The organism is Candidatus Purcelliella pentastirinorum (assembly GCF_003391335.1).
In the GTDB taxonomy this organism is placed as follows: domain Bacteria; phylum Pseudomonadota; class Gammaproteobacteria; order Enterobacterales; family Enterobacteriaceae; genus Purcelliella; species Purcelliella pentastirinorum.
Genome location: NZ_CP028374.1, coordinates 16,562 through 39,448, shown reverse-complemented (window position 1 = coordinate 39,448; position 22,887 = coordinate 16,562). Strand labels below are relative to the sequence as shown.

Genomic DNA, 22,887 nt, shown 5'->3' with positions numbered 1-22,887 from the left:
ATTTTAATAGTTAAATAATATATTGAAATTTTAAATTCAAACTTCAGAAAAAATTTATGAAAAAAATATACAATCATAAAGAAATAGAAAAATTTGTACAAAAATTTTGGAATAAAAAAAAAACTTTTATAACAAAAGAAGATAAATATATAGAAAAATATTACTGTTTATCGATGATACCATATCCTTCAGGTAATTTACATATGGGACACATTAGAAATTATACTATTGGGGATGTTATAGCAAGATATCAAAGAATGTTAGGTAAAAATGTTCTACATCCTATGGGATGGGATGCTTTTGGTTTGCCTGCTGAAAATGCAGCTATAAAAAATAATAAAAGACCATCGGATTGGACATATAAAAATATAAAAAAAATGAAAAAACAATTAAAATCTTTAGGTTATTCATATGATTGGAACAGAGAATTAATTACATGTAAACCAGAATATTATAAATGGGAACAATGGTTTTTTATAAAATTGTATAAAAGTAAGTTAATATATAAAAAAAAGTCTTTAGTAAATTGGTGTAAAAATGATAAAACAGTTTTAGCTAATGAACAAGTAATAAATGGTAAATGTTGGCGTTGCGATGAAAAAATTATACAAAAAAGAATATCACAATGGTTTTTAAAAATTACTAAATATGCAGAAGAATTATTTAGTGAATTAAAGAATTTAACATTATGGCCTGAAGAAGTAAAGACCATGCAACGTAATTGGATTGGTAGAACTAAGGGAATAGAAATCTGCTTTAAAATATTAAAAAATGATAAAAAAATAAAAATTTTTACTACTAATCCAAATTTTCTTAAAGATTTTATATATATTAAAATATCTATAAGGCATAAATTAACAAAATATTTATTAAAAAATAATATTTCAATATCAAAATTTGTTAATAAATATAAAAATTTTACTAAATTTACTGATGATTCATCTAAAAATAATATTTATGGTATAAATACAAATTTATTTGCAATAAATCCTGTTAATGAAAATAAAATACCTATTTGGATATCAAATTTTAATGTAACAGATTATAATTATTATGCAAAAATATGTATACCAAATAATAATAAGAAAGATTTATTATTTGCTAAAAAATATAATATTTATTTAAATAATTTACCAAAAGTAAAATATTTAGATGATAAGTTAGTCCGTAAAAAAAACAAATTATATAATTTTAATGAAATTAATAATTTAAAAACAAATAAATTAAATAAATCTATAAAGTATAGATTATTAATGACAAAACAAGGGATAAAAAAAATTAAATATAAATTACGTGATTGGAATATTTCAAGACAACGTTATTGGGGTACTCCAATTCCTATTGCTATATCTAAATCTGGTAAAATTAAAACAGTACCAGAAAATAAACTTCCAATAATTCTACCAGAAAATATAAAAATTAAAAAAAGAAATAAAAAAATTAAATTAAAATATAAACCAAATAAAATTAAAATTAATAAAGAAAAATTTTCTCTTGAAAGAGATACATTGGATACCTTTTTTGAATCTTCATGGTACTATGCAAGATATACTTGTCCTAATTATAAAAAAGGCATGTTAGATTCAAAAACATCAGATTATTGGCTACCAATAGATTATTATATTGGAGGAATAGAACATGCAACAATGCATTTATTATATTTTAGATTTTATCATAAGTTATTAAGAGATTTTGGATTTGTAAAAACATCTGAACCAGCTAAAAAATTATTATGTCAGGGAATGGTTATTTCTGATACTTTTTATTATATAAGTAAAAATAATGAACGTATTTGGATTTCTCCTGAAGATGTAATTATTAAAAGAAATAAAATAGGTAAAATAATAAATATAAAACATATATATGGTAAAAAAATAATTTATGATGGAAAAAAAAAGATGTCTAAATCTAAAAACAATGGAATAAATCCAGAAGAAATAATAAAAAAATACGGCGCTGATACAATAAGATTATTTATAATGTTTGCAGCTCCGGTTAACATGCCATTAGATTGGAATGAATCAGGAATTATTGGTATGAATAGATTTCTTCATCGTTTTTGGAAAATAGTTTTTAGATATAAAAAATATAAATATAAAACATCAATAATAACCTATTTTAGTATTAATAAACAAATAATTTTTGAAAAAAAATTATATGAAACTATTAATAAAGTATCAAAAGATATTGAAATGAAACAAAGTTTTAATACAGCTATTTCATCAATAATGAAATTAATTAATGAATTAACAAAAATATTTGATTATATAATACAAAATAAAAAATTTATTAAAAAAATAATAACTATAATAATAAAAATGCTTTATCCATTTACACCACATTTTTGCTTTATTTTATGGAAAGAAATATATGGTACATATGATATAGAAAAAACTAAATGGCCAGCTATATGTGAAAAAGAAATAATTTATAAAAATTTTGTAGTAATTATACAAATAAATGGGAAAAAAAAAGGAATAATAAATATTTCAAATAATTTAAATGATAAAGAAATAAAAAAAATGGCAATAAATAAAATATATGAATCATTAAATAACAAAAAAATAATAAAAATAATATATATTCCTAAAAAAATTTTAAACATAGTTACTAATTAAAAAACAATTTTTTTACTAATTTAATATATTAATAACAAATAAAGATAATATTAATAATAAATAGACATATGTATAAAAACTATAAATAATAATGAAAAATTTTATCATAATTATATATATTATTTTAGTTAAAATATTTAAATTTAAAATAAAAGTTAATTGAATTTTATACTAAAATTAAAAAAATGAATTTTTTTTATTCTGACAAATACAAAAAATGTGTATCAAATAAATTTTGTAATAATTATATTATTTATGGTAATAATATTTTTTTAAAAGAAAATAGTATATTAAATATATTAAAATTAGCAAACAAATTTAATTTTAATAATACTATAAGAATTATGGTAGATAATACTTTTAAATTTGAAATGATATCAAATTTTATAAAAGAAAATGATCTTTTTATAAAAAAAAAAACTATAATTTTAACCGTTATTAAACAGTATCATAAAATATTATTTAAAAATATAAATAGATTGATTAATTTATTAAATAAAAATATTTTTTTAATAATTAAATCAGATAAACTTGATAAAATAGATTGTTTTTTGATAAAAAAAACAAAAATACAAGTAAATTTAATAAATTGTAATACTCCTATTGGTATATATTTACATAAATGGATAAAAAAAAGAATTAAAGAATTAAAATTTAATTTAAATTATAAAATAATTAAATTATTATGTTATTATTATGAGGGAAATATTTTAGCACTTAATCAAATACTAAAAATAATTTCATTAATTTCATTAACAAAATCTTTAAATATATTAAATATTAAAAAAATAATATTTGATCAAGCACTTTTTCATCCATCACAATGGAGTGAATCACTTTTATATGGAAATTATACTAGGTCAATACATATATTAAAACAATTATTTAAAAATAAATATAGTCCTATTACATTAATTAGATTTTTACAAAACGATTTATTAATATTAATTATTATTAAAAGATTTAAACAAAATATTAAAGAAATATTATCTATAAATAATTATTATATATATAATATACGTAAATTATTTTTTAACAAAATTATAAATTTATTAGATAATAAAAAAATATATTTAATATTAAAATTTTTAATAAAAATAGAATTAATGATACATAAAGAAAATAATGAAAAAATTGTTTGGTTACATTTAAAAATTTTATCAACATTTTAAAATAAATGAAATATATAAAATTATAATTTTATTAATAATTAATATATAAAATCATTAATATATTAATAAAAATAAATATTTTAATATTAAATAAAATCATTTAATCTATTTTAGATAAAAATATACTCTTTAAAAAAATATTAATTATTAAAATATATTCAAATAACTTAATTAATTCATTATGATTATAATGAAAAAAAAAAATAATAAATTATATAAAAATATTATAATTAGACAATTAGGTTTAAATCATTGGGTAGATATATTTAAGAAAATGCAAGAATTTACAAATAAACGTAATTCTAAAACATTAGATGAAATATGGTTAGTTGAACATTATCCAATATATACTAATGGTACAAGTAGTATAAACAAAAAAAATATTAAAAACATTAATAATATTCCAGTGCTATTAAGTGATAGAGGAGGTAAAATTACTTATCATGCTCCAGGACAACAAATAGTTTATATATTAATAAACTTAAAAAAAAGAAAATTAAATGTTCGTAAATTAATTAATATTATCAATGATATTGTTGTACAAACGTTATTTCACTTTTCTATTTTAGCTAAAATTAACAAAAATATTCCAGGTATATATGTAAAAAAAAAAAAAATTTGTTCTTTTGCATTGAAAATAAAAAATGGATATACTTATCATGGATTTGCACTTAATATAAATATTAATCTTAAACCATTTAATAATATTTATCCATGTGGTAATAAAAATATAAAAATGACTAAAATGCAGGATTATAAAAAAAATATAAGATTTAATGATGTTAAAAAAATCTTAATTAAAAAAATTATTAAAAATTTTAATATCAGAAATTGATATTAATTTTTCATTATATTTATTATTATGAATATTATAAAACCTAAATGGTTAAAAATAAAAATACTAAAAAGTAATAAAAATATAAATATTATTAAACATAATCTTAAAAAAAATAATTTACATTCAGTATGTCAAGAAAGTTCGTGTCCAAATTTAATGCATTGTTTTAATAAAGGTATAGCTACTTTTATGATATTAGGTAATATTTGCACTAGAAAATGTTTATTTTGTAATATAAATAAAGGCAAACCAGATATTATAAATTTTTCAGAAGCTAAAAAATTATCTAAATTAATATATGAAATGAATTTAAAATATGTAGTAATAACTTCAGTAAATCGTGATGATTTAAAAGATGGAGGAGCTCTTTTTTTTTCTTATTGTATAAATAAAATACGTAAAAAAAACAAAAAAATAAAAGTTGAAATATTAGTTCCAGATTTTAAAAATTGTGAAAAAGAAGCTATAACAATATTTACTTATAACCCTCCAGATATATTCAATCATAATATTGAAAATGTTGAAAGAATACATTCTGAAATAAAACCTGGTGGTAATTATAAATCATCATTAGATTTACTTTATATGTTTAAAAAAAGAAATCCTAATATACTTACAAAATCAGGAATTATATTAGGATTAGGTGAAAAAATGAATGAGATATTAAAAACCATGCATGATTTACATGATAATGGTGTATCTATGTTAACTATTGGACAATATTTACAACCTACAAAAAAACATATTTCAGTAAAAAAATATATTACAATAAAAGAATTTAAAACATTAAAAAAAATAGGAAAAAAAATTGGTTTTACATATATAGCTAGTGGTCCATTTGTAAGATCTTCATATAATGCAGAATTACAATTCAGAGGAATCGAAATTAAAATTAAATAATATATTATAACTAAAAATTAATAAAAAATTAATTAAATATAATTTAAATAATAATTATAAATTCAATAAATTTAAAAAATATTTTTCTACTTTTTTCATTTTCCTTGCTGACTTAAAATTATTATGATTATATCCCATTAAATGTAAAGAAGAATGTACTATAATATAGGCCCAATAATTTTTTACAGATTGTTTTAATAATAAGGATTCATTTTTTATCAATTCTGAACATACAATTATATCTGAATAAATGGGTAATATTTTAAAAACAGGAATAACAAAAGGAAAAGTTAAAACATTAGTAGGATTATCTTTATTTCTCCATAATTTATTCAATTCGCGACTAATAGATTTATTAACTATACAAAGAGTAATTTTAATAATTCTTTTTGAATATTTTTCAAATATAGTATTTAACCAAAATTTTAAAATATCTTTACAAGGAAACCAACTGGGATAATCAATATAAAATTTTATATTTAAAATTATTTTATTCATAAAAAAATTAATTATAAATTTCACCAAATAACATATTTTTATACAAATTTGTAATTTTTAATTTAATAAATTTACCTATTATATTAACATTTCCTATAAAATTAATAATTTTATTTGTATGTGTACGACCAAAATAAAATTTATTATTCCATTTAGATTTACCTTCTACTAAAATAACTTGTTTTGTACCAATCATAGATCTACTCCATATATTAATTTGTTCTTTTATTAAATTTTGTAACTTGTATAAACGTTTTTGTTTTTTTTTATAAGATATAAAATCATTTAAATAATATGCTTTAGTATACTTTCTTTTTGAATAAATAAAACTGTAACTATGATCAAAATTTATTTCTGAAATTAATTGCATTGTTTTATTAAAATCTTCTTCGTTTTCACCTGGAAAACCTATAATGAAATCAGAACTAATACGAATTTCCGGCCTTATAGATATTAGTTTTTTGATTATATTTTTATAATAAGAAATAGTATGTCCTCTTTTCATCAATTTTAAAATTTTATCTGATCCACTTTGTACAGGTAAATGTAAATAACTCATGATCTTAGGTATATCACGATAAACATCAATAATATCATCTGTAAAATATAAAGGATGATTACTAATAAATTTTATACGTTTAATATCATGTATTTTTGATATTTTACGTAAAAGCATAGAGAAATTGTAAATTTTACCACTAGAATCAATACCTTTGTATGCATTTACATTTTGACCTAATAATGTTAATTCTTTTACACCACAATCAACTAATTTATTAATTTCAAATAAAATATCATCAACAGATCTGCTTAATTCCCTTCCTCTAGTATAGGGGACTATACAAAAACTACAAAATTTATTGCAACCTTCCATTATTGTAATAGATGCAATAAAATTAAAATATTTTAATTCAGGTAAATGATTAAATTTTTCTAAAGTTTTACATTTAATATTTATAATTTTTGTATTATTATTATATATAAGTTTATTAATCATATTTGGTAAATAATGTATTGTTTTTGGCCCAAAAATAATATCAACAAAACTTGCTCTTTTTAAAATATATTTTCCTTCTTGACTAGCAACACATCCACCTACACATATCAATAAATTATCTTTTTTTTTTTTTAGTTTTTTCCATCTACCTAGTTGATGGAAAACTTTTTCTTGTGCTTTTTCACGTATAGAACATGTATTTAATAATAAAATATCTGCATCATTTATATTTTTAGTATGTATATAACCATTTTTTACTTTTAATAATTCTGCCATTTTTAATGAATCATATTCATTCATTTGGCATCCCCATGTTTTTATAAAAAATTTTTTACTCATAATTGTTTAAAATAAATAAAATATTGAATAAATTTAGCATTAAAATTATATAATTTATATAAGTTTATAAATAAATTTTTCCTGGGGTACCTGGATTCGAACCAGGGATGCCGGTATCAAAAACCGGTGCCTTACCACTTAGCTATACCCCAACAAATTTTATGTGGGAGACGAGATTTGAACTCGTATTCCATAAAATGGGCCAGAACCTAAATCTGGTGCGTTTACCAATTTCGCCACTCCCACAAAAAAATAGCTACGACAGGGATTGAACCTGTGACCTCGGCATTATGAGTGCCGCGCTCTAACCAAAACTGAGCTACGTAGCCATATAATTATTATGATAAAATTGAAAATTATTATATATTACATATAATAAACATAAATTTATAATTAATTCAAATTTATTAACAAAATAATAAAAAGTGTATATAAAATAATTTTAATTTAATTTTACATATTAATAATTTTATTTCCAAATAAAAAATATTATGATATGTATAGAGAAATAATAATATAAATTGTATTTTAAATTTAATAAAATTAATACAATATCAAAACTTAAAATTTATTAACTTATCTAAATAAAATAATTAATTGATAATGAAAAAAAATAATATATTTCTAATTGGTCCTGTAGGATCAGGTAAAAGCACTATAGGAAAACATTTATCAAAAAAACTTAACATGGAATTTTATGATTCAGATAAAGAAATAGAAAAAAGAACAGGAGTAGATATAGGGTGGATATTTGATTTAGAAGGAGAAGAAGGTTTTAGAAAACGAGAAAATAAAATAATTTTAGAACTAACAGATAAACAAGGTATAATATTAGCTACAGGAGTAGAAGCAATAAAAAATAAAAATAATAAAAATAGATTGTCTGCTAGAGGTATAGTAATATATTTAAAAACAAGTATAGAAAAACAATTATCTCGTACTAAACATGATAAAAAAAAATTGTTTTGGAAAAAACAAAACACTATTTTATATCATAAATTAAAAAAACTTGAAAAAAAAAATAATTTAATATACAAAGATATAGCTGATTTTACTATTTTAACTGATAAATATAATACTAAAAAAATAACTAATCAAATTATCAAAATTTTAGAAAATAAATAATAATTATCTTTTTAAAATTATTTAGAATTAATTAAATAAAATATTTTAATAAATAAAGTATGAAAGAATAAATGAATGAAAAATTTTTTACTAGCACCATCTATTTTATCAGCTAATTTTGCTAAATTAGGAGAAGATATAAAAAAAGTAATATTAGCTGGATGTGATATGATTCATTACGATGTTATGGATAATCATTATGTGTCAAATTTAACTATGGGACCTATTATATTAAAGAGTTTAAAAAAATATGGTATTAGTATACCTATTGATGTACATATAATGGCGAAACCAGTAGATAATCTTATAAAACAGTTTATTAAAATTGGAGTTGATTATATCAGCTTTCATCCAGAAACAAGTAAAAATATTTATAATACAATACAAATAATTAAAAAAAATGGATGTAAAGTTGGAATAGCAATAAATCCTTACACTTCATTAAATTGTTTAGATTATATTATGAATGAAATAGATATGATTTTAATTATGTCAGTTAATCCAGGATTAGAAGGACAAAAATTTATGCCTTTTATTTTAAATAAATTAAATTATGTCAATAAACTAATTAAAAAAAATAATTCTAATATTTTATTAGAAGTTGATGGAGGTGTTAAAATAAATAATATTAGTAAAATAGCGAAAACAGGAGTAGATATCTTTGTTTTTGGATCCGAAATTTTTAAAAAAAATAATTATAATAAAATAATATATAAAATAAAAAAAAAATTGAAAAAAATTAAAAATTAAAAATAATATTTTATTATTTTTTTTTTTAAATTAAAGAATGTAAATCATTTTTTTTATCTATTTTTTCCCAAGAAAATTCATTTCTCCCAAAATGTCCATAAACAGCAGTATTTAAATAAATAGGATGTAATAAATCTAACATTTTGATTAACCCATAAGGACGTAAATCAAATAAATTTTTTATCAAATAAATTAAATTATTTATACTAATTTTTTCTGTACCAAAAGTATCTATCATAATAGATGTTGGTTTAGCAACACCAATGGCATATGATATTTGTATTTCACAACGATCAGCTAGACCAGCAGCAACTATATTTTTTGCAATATATCTAGCTGCATAAGATGCAGATCTATCCATTTTTGAAGGATCTTTTCCAGAAAAAGCACCACCTCCATGTCTGGCTGTACTACCATAAGTATCAACTATTATTTTTCTTCCAGTTAATCCACAATCGCATATAGGTCCTCCAATAACAAATTTTCCAGTAGGATTAATTAAAAATTTAGTTTTTGAATTTAACCATTTATCAGGTAAAACAGGTTTTATTATTTCATCCATTACAGCATCTCTTAATTCTTTATAAGAAATATCTTCTGAATGTTGTGTAGAAAATACAACATTATCAATATCAATAATATTATTGTTTTCGTATTGAAAAGTAATTTGACTTTTTGCATCAGGACGTAACCAAGATAATTTACCATTTTTTCTAACTTCAGATTGACGTTTAACTAATCTATGAGCGTAAAGAATAGGTGCTGGCATAAATGCATCAGTTTCATTTGTAGCATAACCAAATATTGATCCCTGATCACCAGCCCCTTGATCATATGGATTAATATTAGATATACCTCTTTTAATATCTTTTGATTGTTTATTTATAATATTTATTATATTACAAGAATCAGCATTAAAATCTGAATTAGAATCAATATATCCAATATTTCTAATAGTGTTACGTACTATATTTTCAATGTTAATTGATGCAATTGTCGTGATTTCACCTCCAACTAGTACAAAATTAGATTTTATATATGTTTCACAAGCAACACGAGCTTCAGAATCTTGAATTAAAATAGCATCTAAAATAGCATCAGATATTTGATCAGCAATTTTATCTGAATGACCTTCAGATACGGATTCAGAAGTAAAATAATATTTTGTCATTTTTTTAATTTTATGAAAAAAAAATATAAAAGATTAATTATTTAAAACTAAAATATTTATTAAATTAAACATTTAAAACACTAAAATTTAGTTATTTATGATTTAAATATAATAAATAAATACCATATGTAAAATACTAAATAGAAAATTATTTATAATATATAGATATAAAAAAAATGATAAATGAATAAAATAAAAATTTAATATAAAAAAGATATCTTTTATTAATTAAAATTTATAATATAATTTATATTAAATTAAATTTGATTAATTCAATATATTTTATTGAAATTATATCTGTTTCTTAAAAAAAATTTTTGAATTAAATAAAAATTGAATAACATTTCATGAATAAAAACACAATAAATAAAAATAATTTTATAAGAAAAATAATAAAAAATGATTTAAATAAAAAAAAATATTCTAAAATTAAAACTAGATTTGCTCCAGAACCTAATGGCTATTTACATTTAGGACACGTTAAATCATTATATATAAATTATAATATAGCTAAAGATTTTAATGGTACATGTAATGTAAGATTTGATGACAGTAATCCCAGTAAAATAAAAAAAAAATACATAAAATCAATAAAAAAAGATATTAAATGGTTAGGATTTAAAATAAACAACATATATTATACATCAAATTATTTTTTAAAAATATATAATTATGCAATTGAATTAATAAAAAAAAAATTAGCTTATGTAGATGAATTAAATTCTAAAGAAATAAAAAAATATAGAGGAACATTAAAAACTATAGGAAAAGATAGTCCATATAGAAATAGAAGTATAAATGATAACTTAAAACTATTTAAAGAAATGAAAGAAGGTAAATTTAAAGAAGGACAAATGTGTTTAAGAGCTAAAATTAATATGTTATCCCCTATAATACTAATGAGAGATCCAATTTTATATAGAATAAAATATAAAGAACATATAAAAACTGCAAATGAATGGTGTATTTATCCTATGTATGATTTTTCACATTGTATATCTGATGCATTAGAAAAAATTACACATTCTATATGCACATTGGAATTTATAGATAATAAAAATTTATATAATTGGATTTTAAAAAATATAACTATAGAAAATAGACCTAAACAATATGAATTTTCTAGACTAAATATAGAATATAATATTATGTCTAAAAGATATATAAATAAATTAATTAAAAAAAAAATAATAACAAAATGGAATGATCCAAGGATATTAACAATAACAGGATTAAGAAAAAGAGGATATACACCAGATTCAATAATAGATTTTTGTTCTAGAATTGGGGTTACCAAACAAAATAATATAATTGAAATGTCATTATTAGAAAATTGTATAAGAAATGATTTGAACAAAAATTCTCCTCGAACAATGGCCATTATAAATCCTATCAAAATTATATTAGAAAATATTCCAAATAAATATGAAGAACAATTAATAATAAACAATCATCCAATCAATAAAAATATGGGGAAAAGAAAAATTTATTTTAATAAAGAAATTTATATAGATAAATATGATTTTAAAGATAAAAATAATAATAAATATAATCATCCAGTGGTAGGAAATAAAATACGTCTAAAAAATGCATATAATATAATTATTAAATTTATAATAAAAAATAAAAAAGGGGAAATTAAAAAAATAATTTGTACATGTAAACATAAAAAGAATCAAGATTATAAATATATAAAAATAATACATTGGGTATCAGTATTACATTCTATTCCAGCAAAATTTTATCTATATGAAAAATTATTTAATAAAATAAATCCATTAAAAAAAAATAAATTAACAAATAATGTAAATAAAAAATCTCTAATTATTAAAAATGGATTTGTAGAAGAATCTTTAAAAACAGCAAAAATAGGAAATAAATATCAATTTGAGAGAGAAGGATATTATTGTTTAGATAAAATTGAAAATAAATCAAATAATCTTATATTCAACCTAATTACTAATTTAAATAATAGATATAAAAGAATTTAATATATTTTATTTACTTAATTAAAGTTCAAAATTTTGGAAATCTTCACTATCAATTTCTGAATTAATTTGTCCAATTAAATAAGAACTTAATTCCACTTCTTGAGGAGCGGATTGTACGTTATCAGATATTAACCAACTATTAATCCATGGTATAGGATTATGGGATATATCATAAGGTGTATCTAAACCTACAGATTTCATACGTATATTTGTTATATACTCAATATATTGACATAAAATCTCTTTATTTAATCCAATCATAGAACCATCACAAAATAAATATTCGGCCCATTTTTTTTCTTGTTCAGCTACAGATTGAAAAAGATTATTACATTTCAATTCACATTCATTAGCTATTTCATACATTTCATAATCATCTTTACCCTTTCGCATTAAATTTATCATATATTGTGTTCCTATTAAATGTAAACTTTCATCACGTGCAATTAAACGAATAATTTTAGCATTTCCTTCCATTATTTTTCTTTCAGCAAAAGCAAAAGAACAAGCAAAACTTACATAGAAACGAATAGCTTCTAAAGCATTTACACTCATTAAACATAAATATAAACTTTTTTTTAATTCGTGCAAATCTACATGAATTTTATTATTATTAATTTTATGTATTCCTTCACCAAACAAGTGCCAATAATTAGTTAGATTTATCAATTTATCATAATATATAGAAATATCTCTAGCACGTTCTAAAATTTGTTTATTATCAACAATATCATCAAAAATAATTGAAGGATCATGAACTATATTACGAATAATATGAGTATATGAACGAGAATGAATAGTTTCAGAAAACGACCATGTTTCAATCCAAGTTTCTAATTCAGGCAGAGATATTAATGGTAAAAATGCTATATTAGGACTTCTGCCTTGAATAGAATCAAGTAATGTTTGATACTTTAAATTACTTAAAAATATATGTTTTTCATGTTCTGGCAAATTTATAAAATCAACACGATCTCTAGAAATATCAATTTCTTCAGGCCTCCAAAAAAAAGATAATTGTTTTTCAATTAATTCTTCAAAAATAACATATTTTTGTTGATCATATCTTGCTATATTAACCGATTGACCAAAAAACATAGGTTCATTTAACTGATTATTTTTTTTTTCTGGAAAAATAGTATAAATCATAAAGCATCCTAGATGAAATCTATTTAATAAATCATATTTTACATGAATCACTATCACAAGTGGGATTGATAAATAAATTATTATCTTGTATATCTTTAGTACCATCACGGGTATTATGATAATAAAGTGTTTTTAAACCTAATTTATAAGAAAATAATAAATCTTGAATTAATATTTTCATAGGAACTTTATTATCTGAAAATTTTTTAGGATCATAATTGGTATTAGCAGATATAGATTGATCTACAAATTTTTGCATTATTCCAATTAATGATAAATAACCTTTATTATCAGGCATATTCCATACTAGTTCATAATTATTCTTTAATCTTTCATATTCTGGTACAATTTGACGCAAAATACCATCTTTAGAAGATTTGATAGTAACATAACCTCTTGGTGGTTCTATTCCATTAGTAGAATTAGATATTTGTGAAGAAGTTTCTGATGGCATTAATGCTGATAAAGTAGAGTTTCGTAAACCATATTTTTTTATATTTTTTCTTAATTTGTTCCAATTACAATGTAAAGGTTCATCACAAATATGATCTAGAAATTTTTTATAGGTATCTATTGGTAATTTACCCATAAAATAAGATGTTTGATTAAAATAAACACATGAACCTTTTTCTTCAGCTAATTTATTTGATGAAGATAATAAATAGTATTGTATAGTTTCAAAAGTTTTATGTGTTAATTTATTCGCACTACCATCTGAATATTTAACATTATTTTTTGCTAAATAATATGCATAATTAATTACACCAATACCTAAAGATCTTCTATTTATAGCATTTTTTTTTGCAGAAGGTAATAAATAATGTTGATAATCTAATAAAGAATCTAATGCTCTTACAATTAAGTTAGATAAATTTTTCAATTCACTTAATTTATTAATAGTACCTAAATTAAATGCAGATAAAGTACATAAAGCGATTTCCCCATTGGGATCATTAATATTATTTAGTTCTTTTGTAGGTAATGTTATTTCTAAACATAAATTAGATTGACGAACAGGAGCTAATAAAGGATTAAATGCTCCATGTGTATTACAATGATCAACATTTTGTATATATATACGACCAGTAGAAGCTCTTTCCTTCATCATAAGAGAAAATAAATCTAATGCTTTTATTTTTTTTTTACGAATATTTTTAAGATTTTCATAATATAAATATAATTTTATAAATTCATTTTGATCACAGAAAAAAGCATTGTACAAATCTAAAACATCTGATGGACTAAAAAGTGTAATCTTTTTATTTTTTAAAAAACGTTGATACATTAACTTATTTAATTGTACACAATAATCTAAATGTCTTACACGATTTTCTTCAATACCTCTATTATTTTTCAAGACTAACAAATTTTCTATTTCTAAATGCCAAATAGGATAAAAAAGTGTAGCGGCTCCCCCTCTAACACCACCCTGAGAACAAGATTTTACAGCTGTTTGAAAATGTTTATAAAAAGGAATACAACCAGTATGAAATGCTTCACCACCTCTGATTGAACTGCCAAGAGCACGAATACGACCAGCATTAATACCTACTCCAGCTCTTTGTGAAATATATTTTACAATAGCACTAGCGGTAGAATTAATAGAATCTAAATTATCCCCACATTCAATTAAAACACATGAACTAAATTGTCTGGTTGGTGTTCTTACACCTGCCATAATTGGGGTAGGTAATGAAATTTTAAAAGTAGAAATAGCGTCATAAAATTTGCATACATAATTTAAACGGATACTTTTAGGATAATTTGCAAATAAACATGCCGATATTAATATATATATGAATTGCGCACTTTCATATATCTTACCAGTAACTCTATTTTGTACTAAATATTTTCCTTCTAGTTGTTTTACAGCCGCATAAGAAAAATTCATATCTCTTAAATGATCTATATATTTATCCATATGATCAAATTCTAATTTAGAATAAAGTTTAGTTAAAATAAAATCATATTTTCCTAAATTAATCATATTAATGACATGTTCATATAATTTAGGTGGATCAAATTTACCATATGCTTTTTTACGTAAATGAAAAATCGCTAATCTTGCTGCTAAATATTGATAATCAGGTACTGAACTTGATATTAGATCTGCTGCAGATTTAATTATAGTTTCCTGTATATCAGATGTTTTTATACCATTATAAAATTGAATATGAGATTTTAATTCAACCTGAGAAATAGAAATATTATTTAAACCTTTAGATGCCCAATTAAGAACTCTATGAATTTTTTCTAAATTAAGATTTTCTTTATTTCCATTTCTTTTTATTACAAATAAATTTTGATTCATAAATTCTTATACCTGTATATTTTAAAACAAAATAATATAAAAAAAGAAAATTTTTAATAAAATAAATAAAAACATGTAATTTTAAATGTTTAATAAATTAAAAAACAATTAAAAATAATAATTAAATATTATTTAATTCATTATATATTATAATGCATATTATAAATAATTATTTAATAATAAATATTATTTTGAGTTTTAAAATAAAAGAAAGAAATGATTTAAATTAACATAATAAATAATAAATTTAAAACATTGAAATTTTAATGATATTAATATTTAAAATATTAAAATATCTTTAATTAAAATATTTACTAATATTATAAAAATAATTAGGAATAAATAAAAATGAATGATATTAATAATTTAGCTAAAGAAATTACATTAATTAATATAGAAGAAGAAATTAAAAATTCATATTTAGATTACGCAATGTCGGTTATTATAGGAAGAGCATTACCTGATGTAAGAGACGGACTAAAACCAGTACATAGAAGAATATTATATGCTATGAAGATACTAAATAATGAATGGAATAAATCATATAAAAAATCCGCAAGAATAGTAGGTGATGTTATAGGTAAATATCATCCTCATGGTGATTTAGCAGTATATGATACAATAGTAAGAATGGCACAATCTTTTATTTCAAGATATGTATTGATTGATGGTCAAGGTAATTTTGGCTCCATAGATGGAGATTCTGCTGCAGCTATGAGATATACTGAAATAAGAATGTCAAAAATAGCAAATGAATTTTTAACGGATTTAGATAAGGAAACAATAAATTTTGTAGATAATTACGATAATAGTGAAAAAATTCCAGAAATATTACCTACTAAAATACCTAATCTTTTAATTAACGGTTCATCTGGAATTGCTGTAGGTATGGCTACTAATATTCCTTCACATAATATAAATGAAATAATAAATGCATGTTTGGCTTATATTAATGATAATAATATAACATTAACGGAATTAATGCATTATATACCAGGTCCAGATTTTCCTACAGGAGGTATTATAAATGGCAATAAAGGTATAGAAGATGCTTATAATACTGGTAAAGGGATAATATATATAAGAGCAAAAAGTAAAATAGAAATAAATAAAAAAACTAAAAAAGAAAAGATATTAATCAAAGAAATACCATATCAAGTAAATAAATCAAAATTAATATCAAATATTGTCGAATTAATAAAAGAAAAAAAAATTGAAGGCATTAGTAATATTAGAGATGAATCAGATAAAAGTGGAATGAATATAGTTATAGATATTAAACGTGAAGCAGTAGCAAAAATTGTTTTAAATAATCTATATTCATTAACTAAATTAGAAACATCATTTGGTATTAATATGGTAGCATTGTATCAATCACAACCAAGAATATTAAATTTAAAAAAAATAATTAAAATATTTATAAATCATAGACGTGAAATAATAACTAAAAGAACAATATATGAATTAAAAAAAACAGAAAAAAAAACACATCTATTAGAAGGTTTGATGGTTGCATTAACTAATATAGATTTAATTATAAATTTAATTAAAAATTCAAAAACACTAAATAAAGCTAAAAAATCATTAATAAGTCATAAATGGGATTTTAATATAAGTAAAAAAATAAAAAATATAGATTTTAATAAAGAAAAATATAAAAAAAAAAAAGATATTTATATTAAAAATAATAAATTTACATATATTCTAACTAAAAAACAAATAAAAGCAATTCTTAATTTAAAATTACATAAATTAACTAATATGGAATATAAAAACATTTCACAAAAACATAATTTACTAAATAAAGAAATTTATAAATTTAAAAAAATTTTAAATAATGATAATTATTTAACATCAATAATAAAAAAAGAACTCAATAAAATAAAACAAAAATTTGGAGATAAAAGACGTACTAAGATATATTTAAATAAAAGTAATTTAAAAACAAAAGATCTAATAGATAAAAAAAATGTAATAGTAACATTATCAAATAAAGGTTATATAAAATATCAATTATTATCTCATTATGAAACTCAACATAGAGGTGGTAGAGGAAAATCTGCGGCCAAAATTAAAAAAGAAGATTTCATAGAAAATTTATTAATAACAAATACTCATTGTACTATATTATGTTTTTCTAGTTTAGGGGTAATATATTGGATAAAAGTTTATCAATTGCCTAAATCAACTCGTAATACTAAAGGAAAACCTATAGTTAATTTATTGCCATTAACAAAAAACGAAAGAATAACAGCAATGTTATCAATAGATAAATATAAAAGTAATTTGTATATTTTTATGGCTACAGCTTACGGTATAGTGAAAAAAACATCATTAACTAAATTTAAAAAAGAAAGAAATAAAGGAATTATAGCAATAAATTTACGTGATAAAGATGAGTTAATTAATGTAACATTAACTAACGGTAAAAATGAAATTATGTTATTTTCTTCTATGGGTAAAGTAGTGAGATTTAAAGAAAAGAACATACGTACAACAAATAGAATAACATATGGAGTAAAAGGTATTAAATTATTTAAAAAAGATAGATTAGTTTCACTTATTGTGCCCAAAAAAAATGGAAATATTTTAACAGTCACAGAAAATGGATATGGAAAACGTACAAAAATAAAAGAATATCCATCTAAATCAAGAGCAACGCAGGGAGTAATTTCTATTAAAATAAATAAACGTAATGGAAGAGTTATAGGTGCGGTACAAGTTTTAGATAGTGATCAAGTTATGATTATAACAAATGCTGCAACTTTAGTAAGAATACCTGTATCAGAAATAAATATAATAAAAAGAAATACTCAAGGAGTAATTTTAATAAGAATAATAAAAAATGAAAAAGTAGTAGAATTGCAAAGATTAGAGAAATCTATAATAAATAATATATTTATAGAAAATATAAATAATAAAAAAGAATAAATTTTAATTTAAAATTAAATATTTAATTATATAAAAAAACAAAAATATAATAAAACTTAACTTTATTAATATAATATTATATATAAAAATAAATAACTAAAAAAATGAAAAATAACATAAATAAAAGGTATTGGATACAATACGCATTAAAATTAGCTGAACAGGCATTGAAAATAGGTGAGATACCAGTAGGAGCAGTAATAACATTAAATAATAAATTAATAGGTGAAGGAAAAAATTGTGTGATAAATAATAACGATCCTACAGCACATGCTGAAATAATAGCAATAAGAAATGCTGCTAAATTTAAAAAAAATTATAGATTAACTAACAGTTTAATTTATGTAACATTAGAGCCATGTTTAATGTGTTATGGAGCATTAATTTATAGTAGAATAAAAAAAATAATTTTTGGAACATATGATAATAAAAATAATATAACAAGAATTTTACAAAAAATATTAATTAACAATATAAAAAAAAATAAAATTAAAAATAAAATTTTAACAAAAAAATGTTCTGATATTCTGATAGATTTTTTTAAAAATAAAAGAAAAAAATAATAAGTAATGCTTTATTTAATGTAATATAGTATAAATTATAAATTTAATCAAATATAAAATAATGCAAATAGAAATTAATACTATTACAAGTTATATTAAAGATTTAAATAAAAAATATAAAAATATTAGGAGGTATTTTTAACTATAAAAATAATAAAGCAAATCTTATAATAATGAAAAATAATTTAAAAAAAATATATTTATCTAAACAAAGTAAAAATTTTAAAGAAATAAAAAAAGAATATAAAATTTTAAAAGAAATTATTAATAATATAGAAAACATAAAAAAAAAAATAAAATATGTTAAAGAATTATTTCAATTATCAATTGATACAAAAGATAATTCCATACTTAATGATATAAATATATATATAAAAAATATTAATATAAAAATAAATAATCTAAAAATAAAAACAATGTTTTGTAAAAAATATGACAAATATAATTGTTATATAGATTTTCAATCAGGATCAGGTGGAATAGAAGCTCAAGATTGGACTTCAATTTTATTAAAAATGTATTTAAGATGGATAGAGAAAAAAAGATTTAAAAGTAAAATAATTAATAAATTAAATGGTGAAAAAGCTGGAATTAAATCAGTAACATTGCATGTAATAGGTAAATATGCATTTGGTTGGTTGCGTACTGAAAGTGGAGTACACCGTTTAGTTAGAAAAAGTCCATTTAATACAGGAAATAAAAGACATACCTCTTTTAGCTCAATTTTTGTATACCCGGAAACAAAAAATAAAATTAATATTGAAATTAATCAAAATGATTTACGTATAGATGTATATAAATCATCCGGATCAGGAGGACAACATGTAAATAAAACAGAATCTGCTGTAAGAATAACACATATATCTACAGGTATTGTTGTACAATGTCAAAACAACAGATCACAACATAAAAATAAAAATACTGCTATGAAACAAATTAAAAAAAAATTGTACAACTTAGAAATAAAAAAAAATAATATTAAAAAACAAAAAATAGAAAATAAAAAATCTGATATAAGATGGAGTAATCAAATAAGATCCTATATATTTGATAATTCTCGTGTAAAAGATCTTAGGACAGGTATTGAAATTAGAAATGTTCAATATGTATTAAATGGTAATTTGGATAAATTTATTAAAGCAAGTTTGAATATGAAACTATAAAATGGTAAAAAAATGAATCAATTAAAAAATAATAAAAAAAATCAAGAAATCATATCAAGATTAAATAAACTTGATATATTAAGATATCAAGGTTTTTCTTTTCCCAATAATTTTAATTTTATAAATAATAGTAAGCAAATTAAAAAAAAATATATTTCCAAAAAAAAAATATATTTCCAAAAAAAAAATATAAATATTAAAATTGCTGGTAGAATAACAAATTTGCGTATAATGGGGAAAGCTACTTTTATTATTTTACAAGATGAATATGGTAAAATACAATTATATTTTAACAAAAACTCATTAATTAATGATTCGTATAAAGAAAAATGTAAAATATTAGATATAGGAGATATTATAGGAGTAAAGGGCAAACTATTTATAACAAATACAAAAGAATTATCGATCTATTGTAACTATATTAAAATACTTACTAAATCATTAAAACCATTTCCAAATAAATTTCATGGAGTTATTAATAAAGAATTAAAATATAGATATAGATATTTAGATTTAATAAGTAATGCAAAAATAAAAAAAAAATTTATAATTAGATCAAAAATAATACATGAAATTAGAAAATTTATGACAAAAAATAATTTTATAGAAGTAGAAACACCTATGATGCAATCTATTCCTGGAGGAGGAATTGCGAAACCATTTAAAACATATCATAATGCTTTAAATATGAATATTTATTTACGTATTTCACCAGAATTATTTCTTAAAAGATTAATTATAGGAGGTTTTAATAAAATATTTGAAATAAACAGAAGTTTTAGAAATGAAGGTATATCTACACATCATAATCCAGAATTTACAATGATGGAATTATATATAGCTTATAAAAATTATAAAGATCTAATGAAATTTACTGAAAAATTATTATATAAAATAACAAAAACAATTAAAAAAAAATATAAAATTAAATATGGTAATCATATTTTTAATTTTAAGCCTCCATTTAAAAAAATGACAATGAAAGAATCAATTATAAAATATTACCCAAAAATAACCTCAGAAAATATAAATAATTTTAATGAATTAAATAAAATTGCAAAAGAATTAAATATTAAATTAAATATTAATAGCACAAAGGGATATATAATAAAAAAAATATTTGAAAAAACAGTAGAACCTTACTTAATACATCCAACTTTCATCACAAATTATCCTATTGATATATCTCCTTTAGCTAAAAAAAATGATATTAATTCAGAAATTGCAGATAGATTTGAATTTTTTATTAACGGTCATGAATTAGCTAATGGGTTTTCAGAATTAAATGATCCTGAAGAACAGGAATATAGATTTAAAAAACAAATTAAAGATAATAATAAATATACATTTTATGATAATGAATATATTAAAGCATTAAAATATGGATTACCTCCAACTGCAGGGTTAGGAATTGGAATAGATCGTTTGATAATGATATTAACTAATTCACATTCTATAAAAGATGTTATTTTATTTCCAGTTATGAAACCGCAAAAATAAAAATAATATCGTTTATAAAATAAAATAAATTAAGATAAAAAATTATTTAGTATATGGAATTTTAGTAAAAAGATAGTTAGGAACAATATTTTCAGGCAAAAGTAATTTACCTAATTTAAATAAATTTAAAGCAATATAAATCATATTTTTAGAAGAAGGGAGATAAATATTTATTTTTTTAAAATTAACCTTTTTATTTAAATTAAAATCTTTTAATATATTAAAAAATGTTTTCCAACCATTTCCTGCTGCAACCCATGAATTGTCATATAAACTCAATATATTTAATAATTCTTTAGAAGAAATAATAATTTCATTTCCTAATAAACTCATTTTTTTATATTTATCTAGTATATAACTAGCAAAATAAAATTTATCAATTTTAGCATTAATTAAAATAAGTACTTTTTTTTTTTTATATTTTTTATAAACTTCTTCTGCAACTATTAACATAGAAGACATAACGACAATAGGAATGTTTAATGCTAAACTCAAACTTTGAGAAACATTAATACCAATACGTAAACTGGTGAAATTACCTGGACCAATGTTTATAGCAATAACATTTAATTTATCTATTTTTAAATTATTATCTAATATAATTTTGTTTATTATAAACAAAATAAATTTTGCGTGATTATTTTTAGTTCTTTTATATATAGTATTAATCTTATTATTTTTTAAAAGACTAACTGAACATACATTAAAAGAAGTATCAATTGATAAAATAGTATTCATAAAATTAAATAACTTACAAAATAAATAAAATTAAAATATAAAAAAAAATTTTTTTTATCTAAAAAATAATTAATTAATAGTTATATATGATACATAATATAAAATAAAATAATTTTTGCAACATAATTAAAAT

General features: G+C 20.0%; 17 protein-coding genes and 3 tRNA genes. 11 read left to right on the top strand and 9 right to left on the bottom strand.

The window, feature by feature from the left end; all coding sequences use genetic code 11:
• Positions 1-56 precede the first annotated feature (56 nt).
• The 4 genes from leuS to lipA all read left to right on the top strand — a co-directional run bounded on the left by leuS (position 57) and on the right by lipA (position 5,528).
• The gene (gene leuS / locus C9I82_RS00195) at positions 57-2,618 is read left to right on the top strand and encodes a leucine--tRNA ligase (RefSeq protein WP_115955857.1); all 2,562 of its coding nucleotides are present in this window, start codon (positions 57-59) and stop codon (positions 2,616-2,618) included.
• Positions 2,619-2,803: 185 nt separating this feature from the next.
• A complete protein-coding gene (holA, locus tag C9I82_RS00190) occupies positions 2,804-3,790 on the top strand; it encodes a DNA polymerase III subunit delta (RefSeq protein ID WP_115955856.1) in 987 nt (328 codons plus the stop codon).
• Between the two features lie 190 nt (positions 3,791-3,980).
• Positions 3,981-4,625: a lipoyl(octanoyl) transferase LipB gene (lipB, locus tag C9I82_RS00185; protein WP_115955855.1), complete on the top strand. Its 645-nt coding sequence runs from the start codon at positions 3,981-3,983 to the stop codon at positions 4,623-4,625.
• 27 nt (positions 4,626-4,652) lie between these two features.
• Positions 4,653-5,528, top strand: a complete 876-nt coding sequence (lipA, locus tag C9I82_RS00180; RefSeq protein WP_115955854.1) for a lipoyl synthase — start codon at positions 4,653-4,655, stop codon at positions 5,526-5,528.
• A 54-nt stretch (positions 5,529-5,582) separates the two neighbouring features.
• On the opposite strand, the gene ybeY is transcribed toward lipA, so the two are convergent.
• The 5 genes from ybeY to C9I82_RS00155 form a co-directional block, all read right to left on the bottom strand.
• Positions 5,583-6,026: an rRNA maturation RNase YbeY gene (gene ybeY, locus C9I82_RS00175; RefSeq protein WP_162859720.1), complete on the bottom strand. Its 444-nt coding sequence runs from the start codon at positions 6,024-6,026 to the stop codon at positions 5,583-5,585.
• 7 nt (positions 6,027-6,033) lie between these two features.
• On the bottom strand, positions 6,034-7,362 hold the full coding sequence (miaB, locus tag C9I82_RS00170; RefSeq protein WP_408607968.1) for a tRNA (N6-isopentenyl adenosine(37)-C2)-methylthiotransferase MiaB: 1,329 nt from the start codon (positions 7,360-7,362) through the stop codon (positions 6,034-6,036).
• Positions 7,363-7,443: 81 nt separating this feature from the next.
• Positions 7,444-7,514, bottom strand: a tRNA-Gln gene (locus C9I82_RS00165).
• A 10-nt stretch (positions 7,515-7,524) separates the two neighbouring features.
• Positions 7,525-7,608, bottom strand: a tRNA-Leu gene (locus C9I82_RS00160).
• A gap of 7 nt (positions 7,609-7,615) precedes the next feature.
• Positions 7,616-7,691 (bottom strand) — tRNA-Met (locus C9I82_RS00155).
• Positions 7,692-7,962: 271 nt separating this feature from the next.
• On the opposite strand from C9I82_RS00155, the gene aroK reads away from it, so the two are divergent.
• Together aroK and rpe are read left to right on the top strand one after the other, a co-directional pair.
• A complete protein-coding gene (gene aroK, locus C9I82_RS00150; RefSeq protein ID WP_115956238.1) occupies positions 7,963-8,487 on the top strand; it encodes a shikimate kinase AroK in 525 nt (174 codons plus the stop codon).
• A gap of 75 nt (positions 8,488-8,562) precedes the next feature.
• Positions 8,563-9,237 carry a ribulose-phosphate 3-epimerase gene (gene rpe / locus C9I82_RS00145; protein WP_115955851.1) on the top strand — a complete coding sequence of 225 codons (675 nt, stop codon included), beginning with the start codon at positions 8,563-8,565 and terminating at the stop codon, positions 9,235-9,237.
• Between the two features lie 25 nt (positions 9,238-9,262).
• On the opposite strand, the gene metK is transcribed toward rpe, so the two are convergent.
• Positions 9,263-10,408, bottom strand: a complete 1,146-nt coding sequence (gene metK, locus C9I82_RS00140) for a methionine adenosyltransferase (protein ID WP_115955850.1) — start codon at positions 10,406-10,408, stop codon at positions 9,263-9,265.
• 347 nt (positions 10,409-10,755) lie between these two features.
• Here metK and glnS point away from each other — a divergent pair, with 347 nt between their 5' ends.
• Positions 10,756-12,399, top strand: coding sequence for a glutamine--tRNA ligase (gene glnS / locus C9I82_RS00135; RefSeq protein ID WP_115955849.1), 1,644 nt, complete (start codon positions 10,756-10,758; stop codon positions 12,397-12,399).
• 18 nt (positions 12,400-12,417) lie between these two features.
• Here glnS and nrdB read toward each other — a convergent pair whose 3' ends face one another.
• Complete coding sequence (gene nrdB / locus C9I82_RS00130) at positions 12,418-13,548, bottom strand: class Ia ribonucleoside-diphosphate reductase subunit beta (RefSeq protein WP_115955848.1); 1,131 nt, start codon at positions 13,546-13,548, stop codon at positions 12,418-12,420.
• Positions 13,549-13,579: 31 nt separating this feature from the next.
• The gene (gene nrdA, locus C9I82_RS00125) at positions 13,580-15,859 is read right to left on the bottom strand and encodes a class 1a ribonucleoside-diphosphate reductase subunit alpha (protein WP_115955847.1); all 2,280 of its coding nucleotides are present in this window, start codon (positions 15,857-15,859) and stop codon (positions 13,580-13,582) included.
• Positions 15,860-16,216: 357 nt separating this feature from the next.
• On the opposite strand from nrdA, the gene gyrA reads away from it, so the two are divergent.
• From gyrA to lysS, 4 genes are all read left to right on the top strand, one after another.
• Positions 16,217-18,790 (top strand): DNA topoisomerase (ATP-hydrolyzing) subunit A, encoded by a 2,574-nt coding sequence (gene gyrA, locus C9I82_RS00120; protein ID WP_115956237.1) that lies wholly within the window; start codon positions 16,217-16,219, stop codon positions 18,788-18,790.
• 104 nt (positions 18,791-18,894) lie between these two features.
• Positions 18,895-19,353: a tRNA adenosine(34) deaminase TadA gene (gene tadA, locus C9I82_RS00115; protein ID WP_115955846.1), complete on the top strand. Its 459-nt coding sequence runs from the start codon at positions 18,895-18,897 to the stop codon at positions 19,351-19,353.
• A gap of 61 nt (positions 19,354-19,414) precedes the next feature.
• Positions 19,415-20,516, top strand: a protein-coding gene (gene prfB, locus C9I82_RS00110) for a peptide chain release factor 2 (protein WP_240318415.1) whose coding sequence is annotated in 2 segments (ribosomal slippage) — positions 19,415-19,489 and positions 19,491-20,516 — 1,101 coding nt in all. Because the reading frame shifts where the segments join, the coding sequence is not laid out codon by codon here.
• A gap of 12 nt (positions 20,517-20,528) precedes the next feature.
• Positions 20,529-22,016, top strand: coding sequence for a lysine--tRNA ligase (gene lysS, locus C9I82_RS00105; protein WP_115955845.1), 1,488 nt, complete (start codon positions 20,529-20,531; stop codon positions 22,014-22,016).
• 42 nt (positions 22,017-22,058) lie between these two features.
• Here the strand turns inward: lysS and tsaB are convergent, their stop codons facing one another.
• Complete coding sequence (gene tsaB, locus C9I82_RS00100) at positions 22,059-22,754, bottom strand: tRNA (adenosine(37)-N6)-threonylcarbamoyltransferase complex dimerization subunit type 1 TsaB (RefSeq protein ID WP_115955844.1); 696 nt, start codon at positions 22,752-22,754, stop codon at positions 22,059-22,061.
• Positions 22,755-22,887 lie beyond the last annotated feature (133 nt).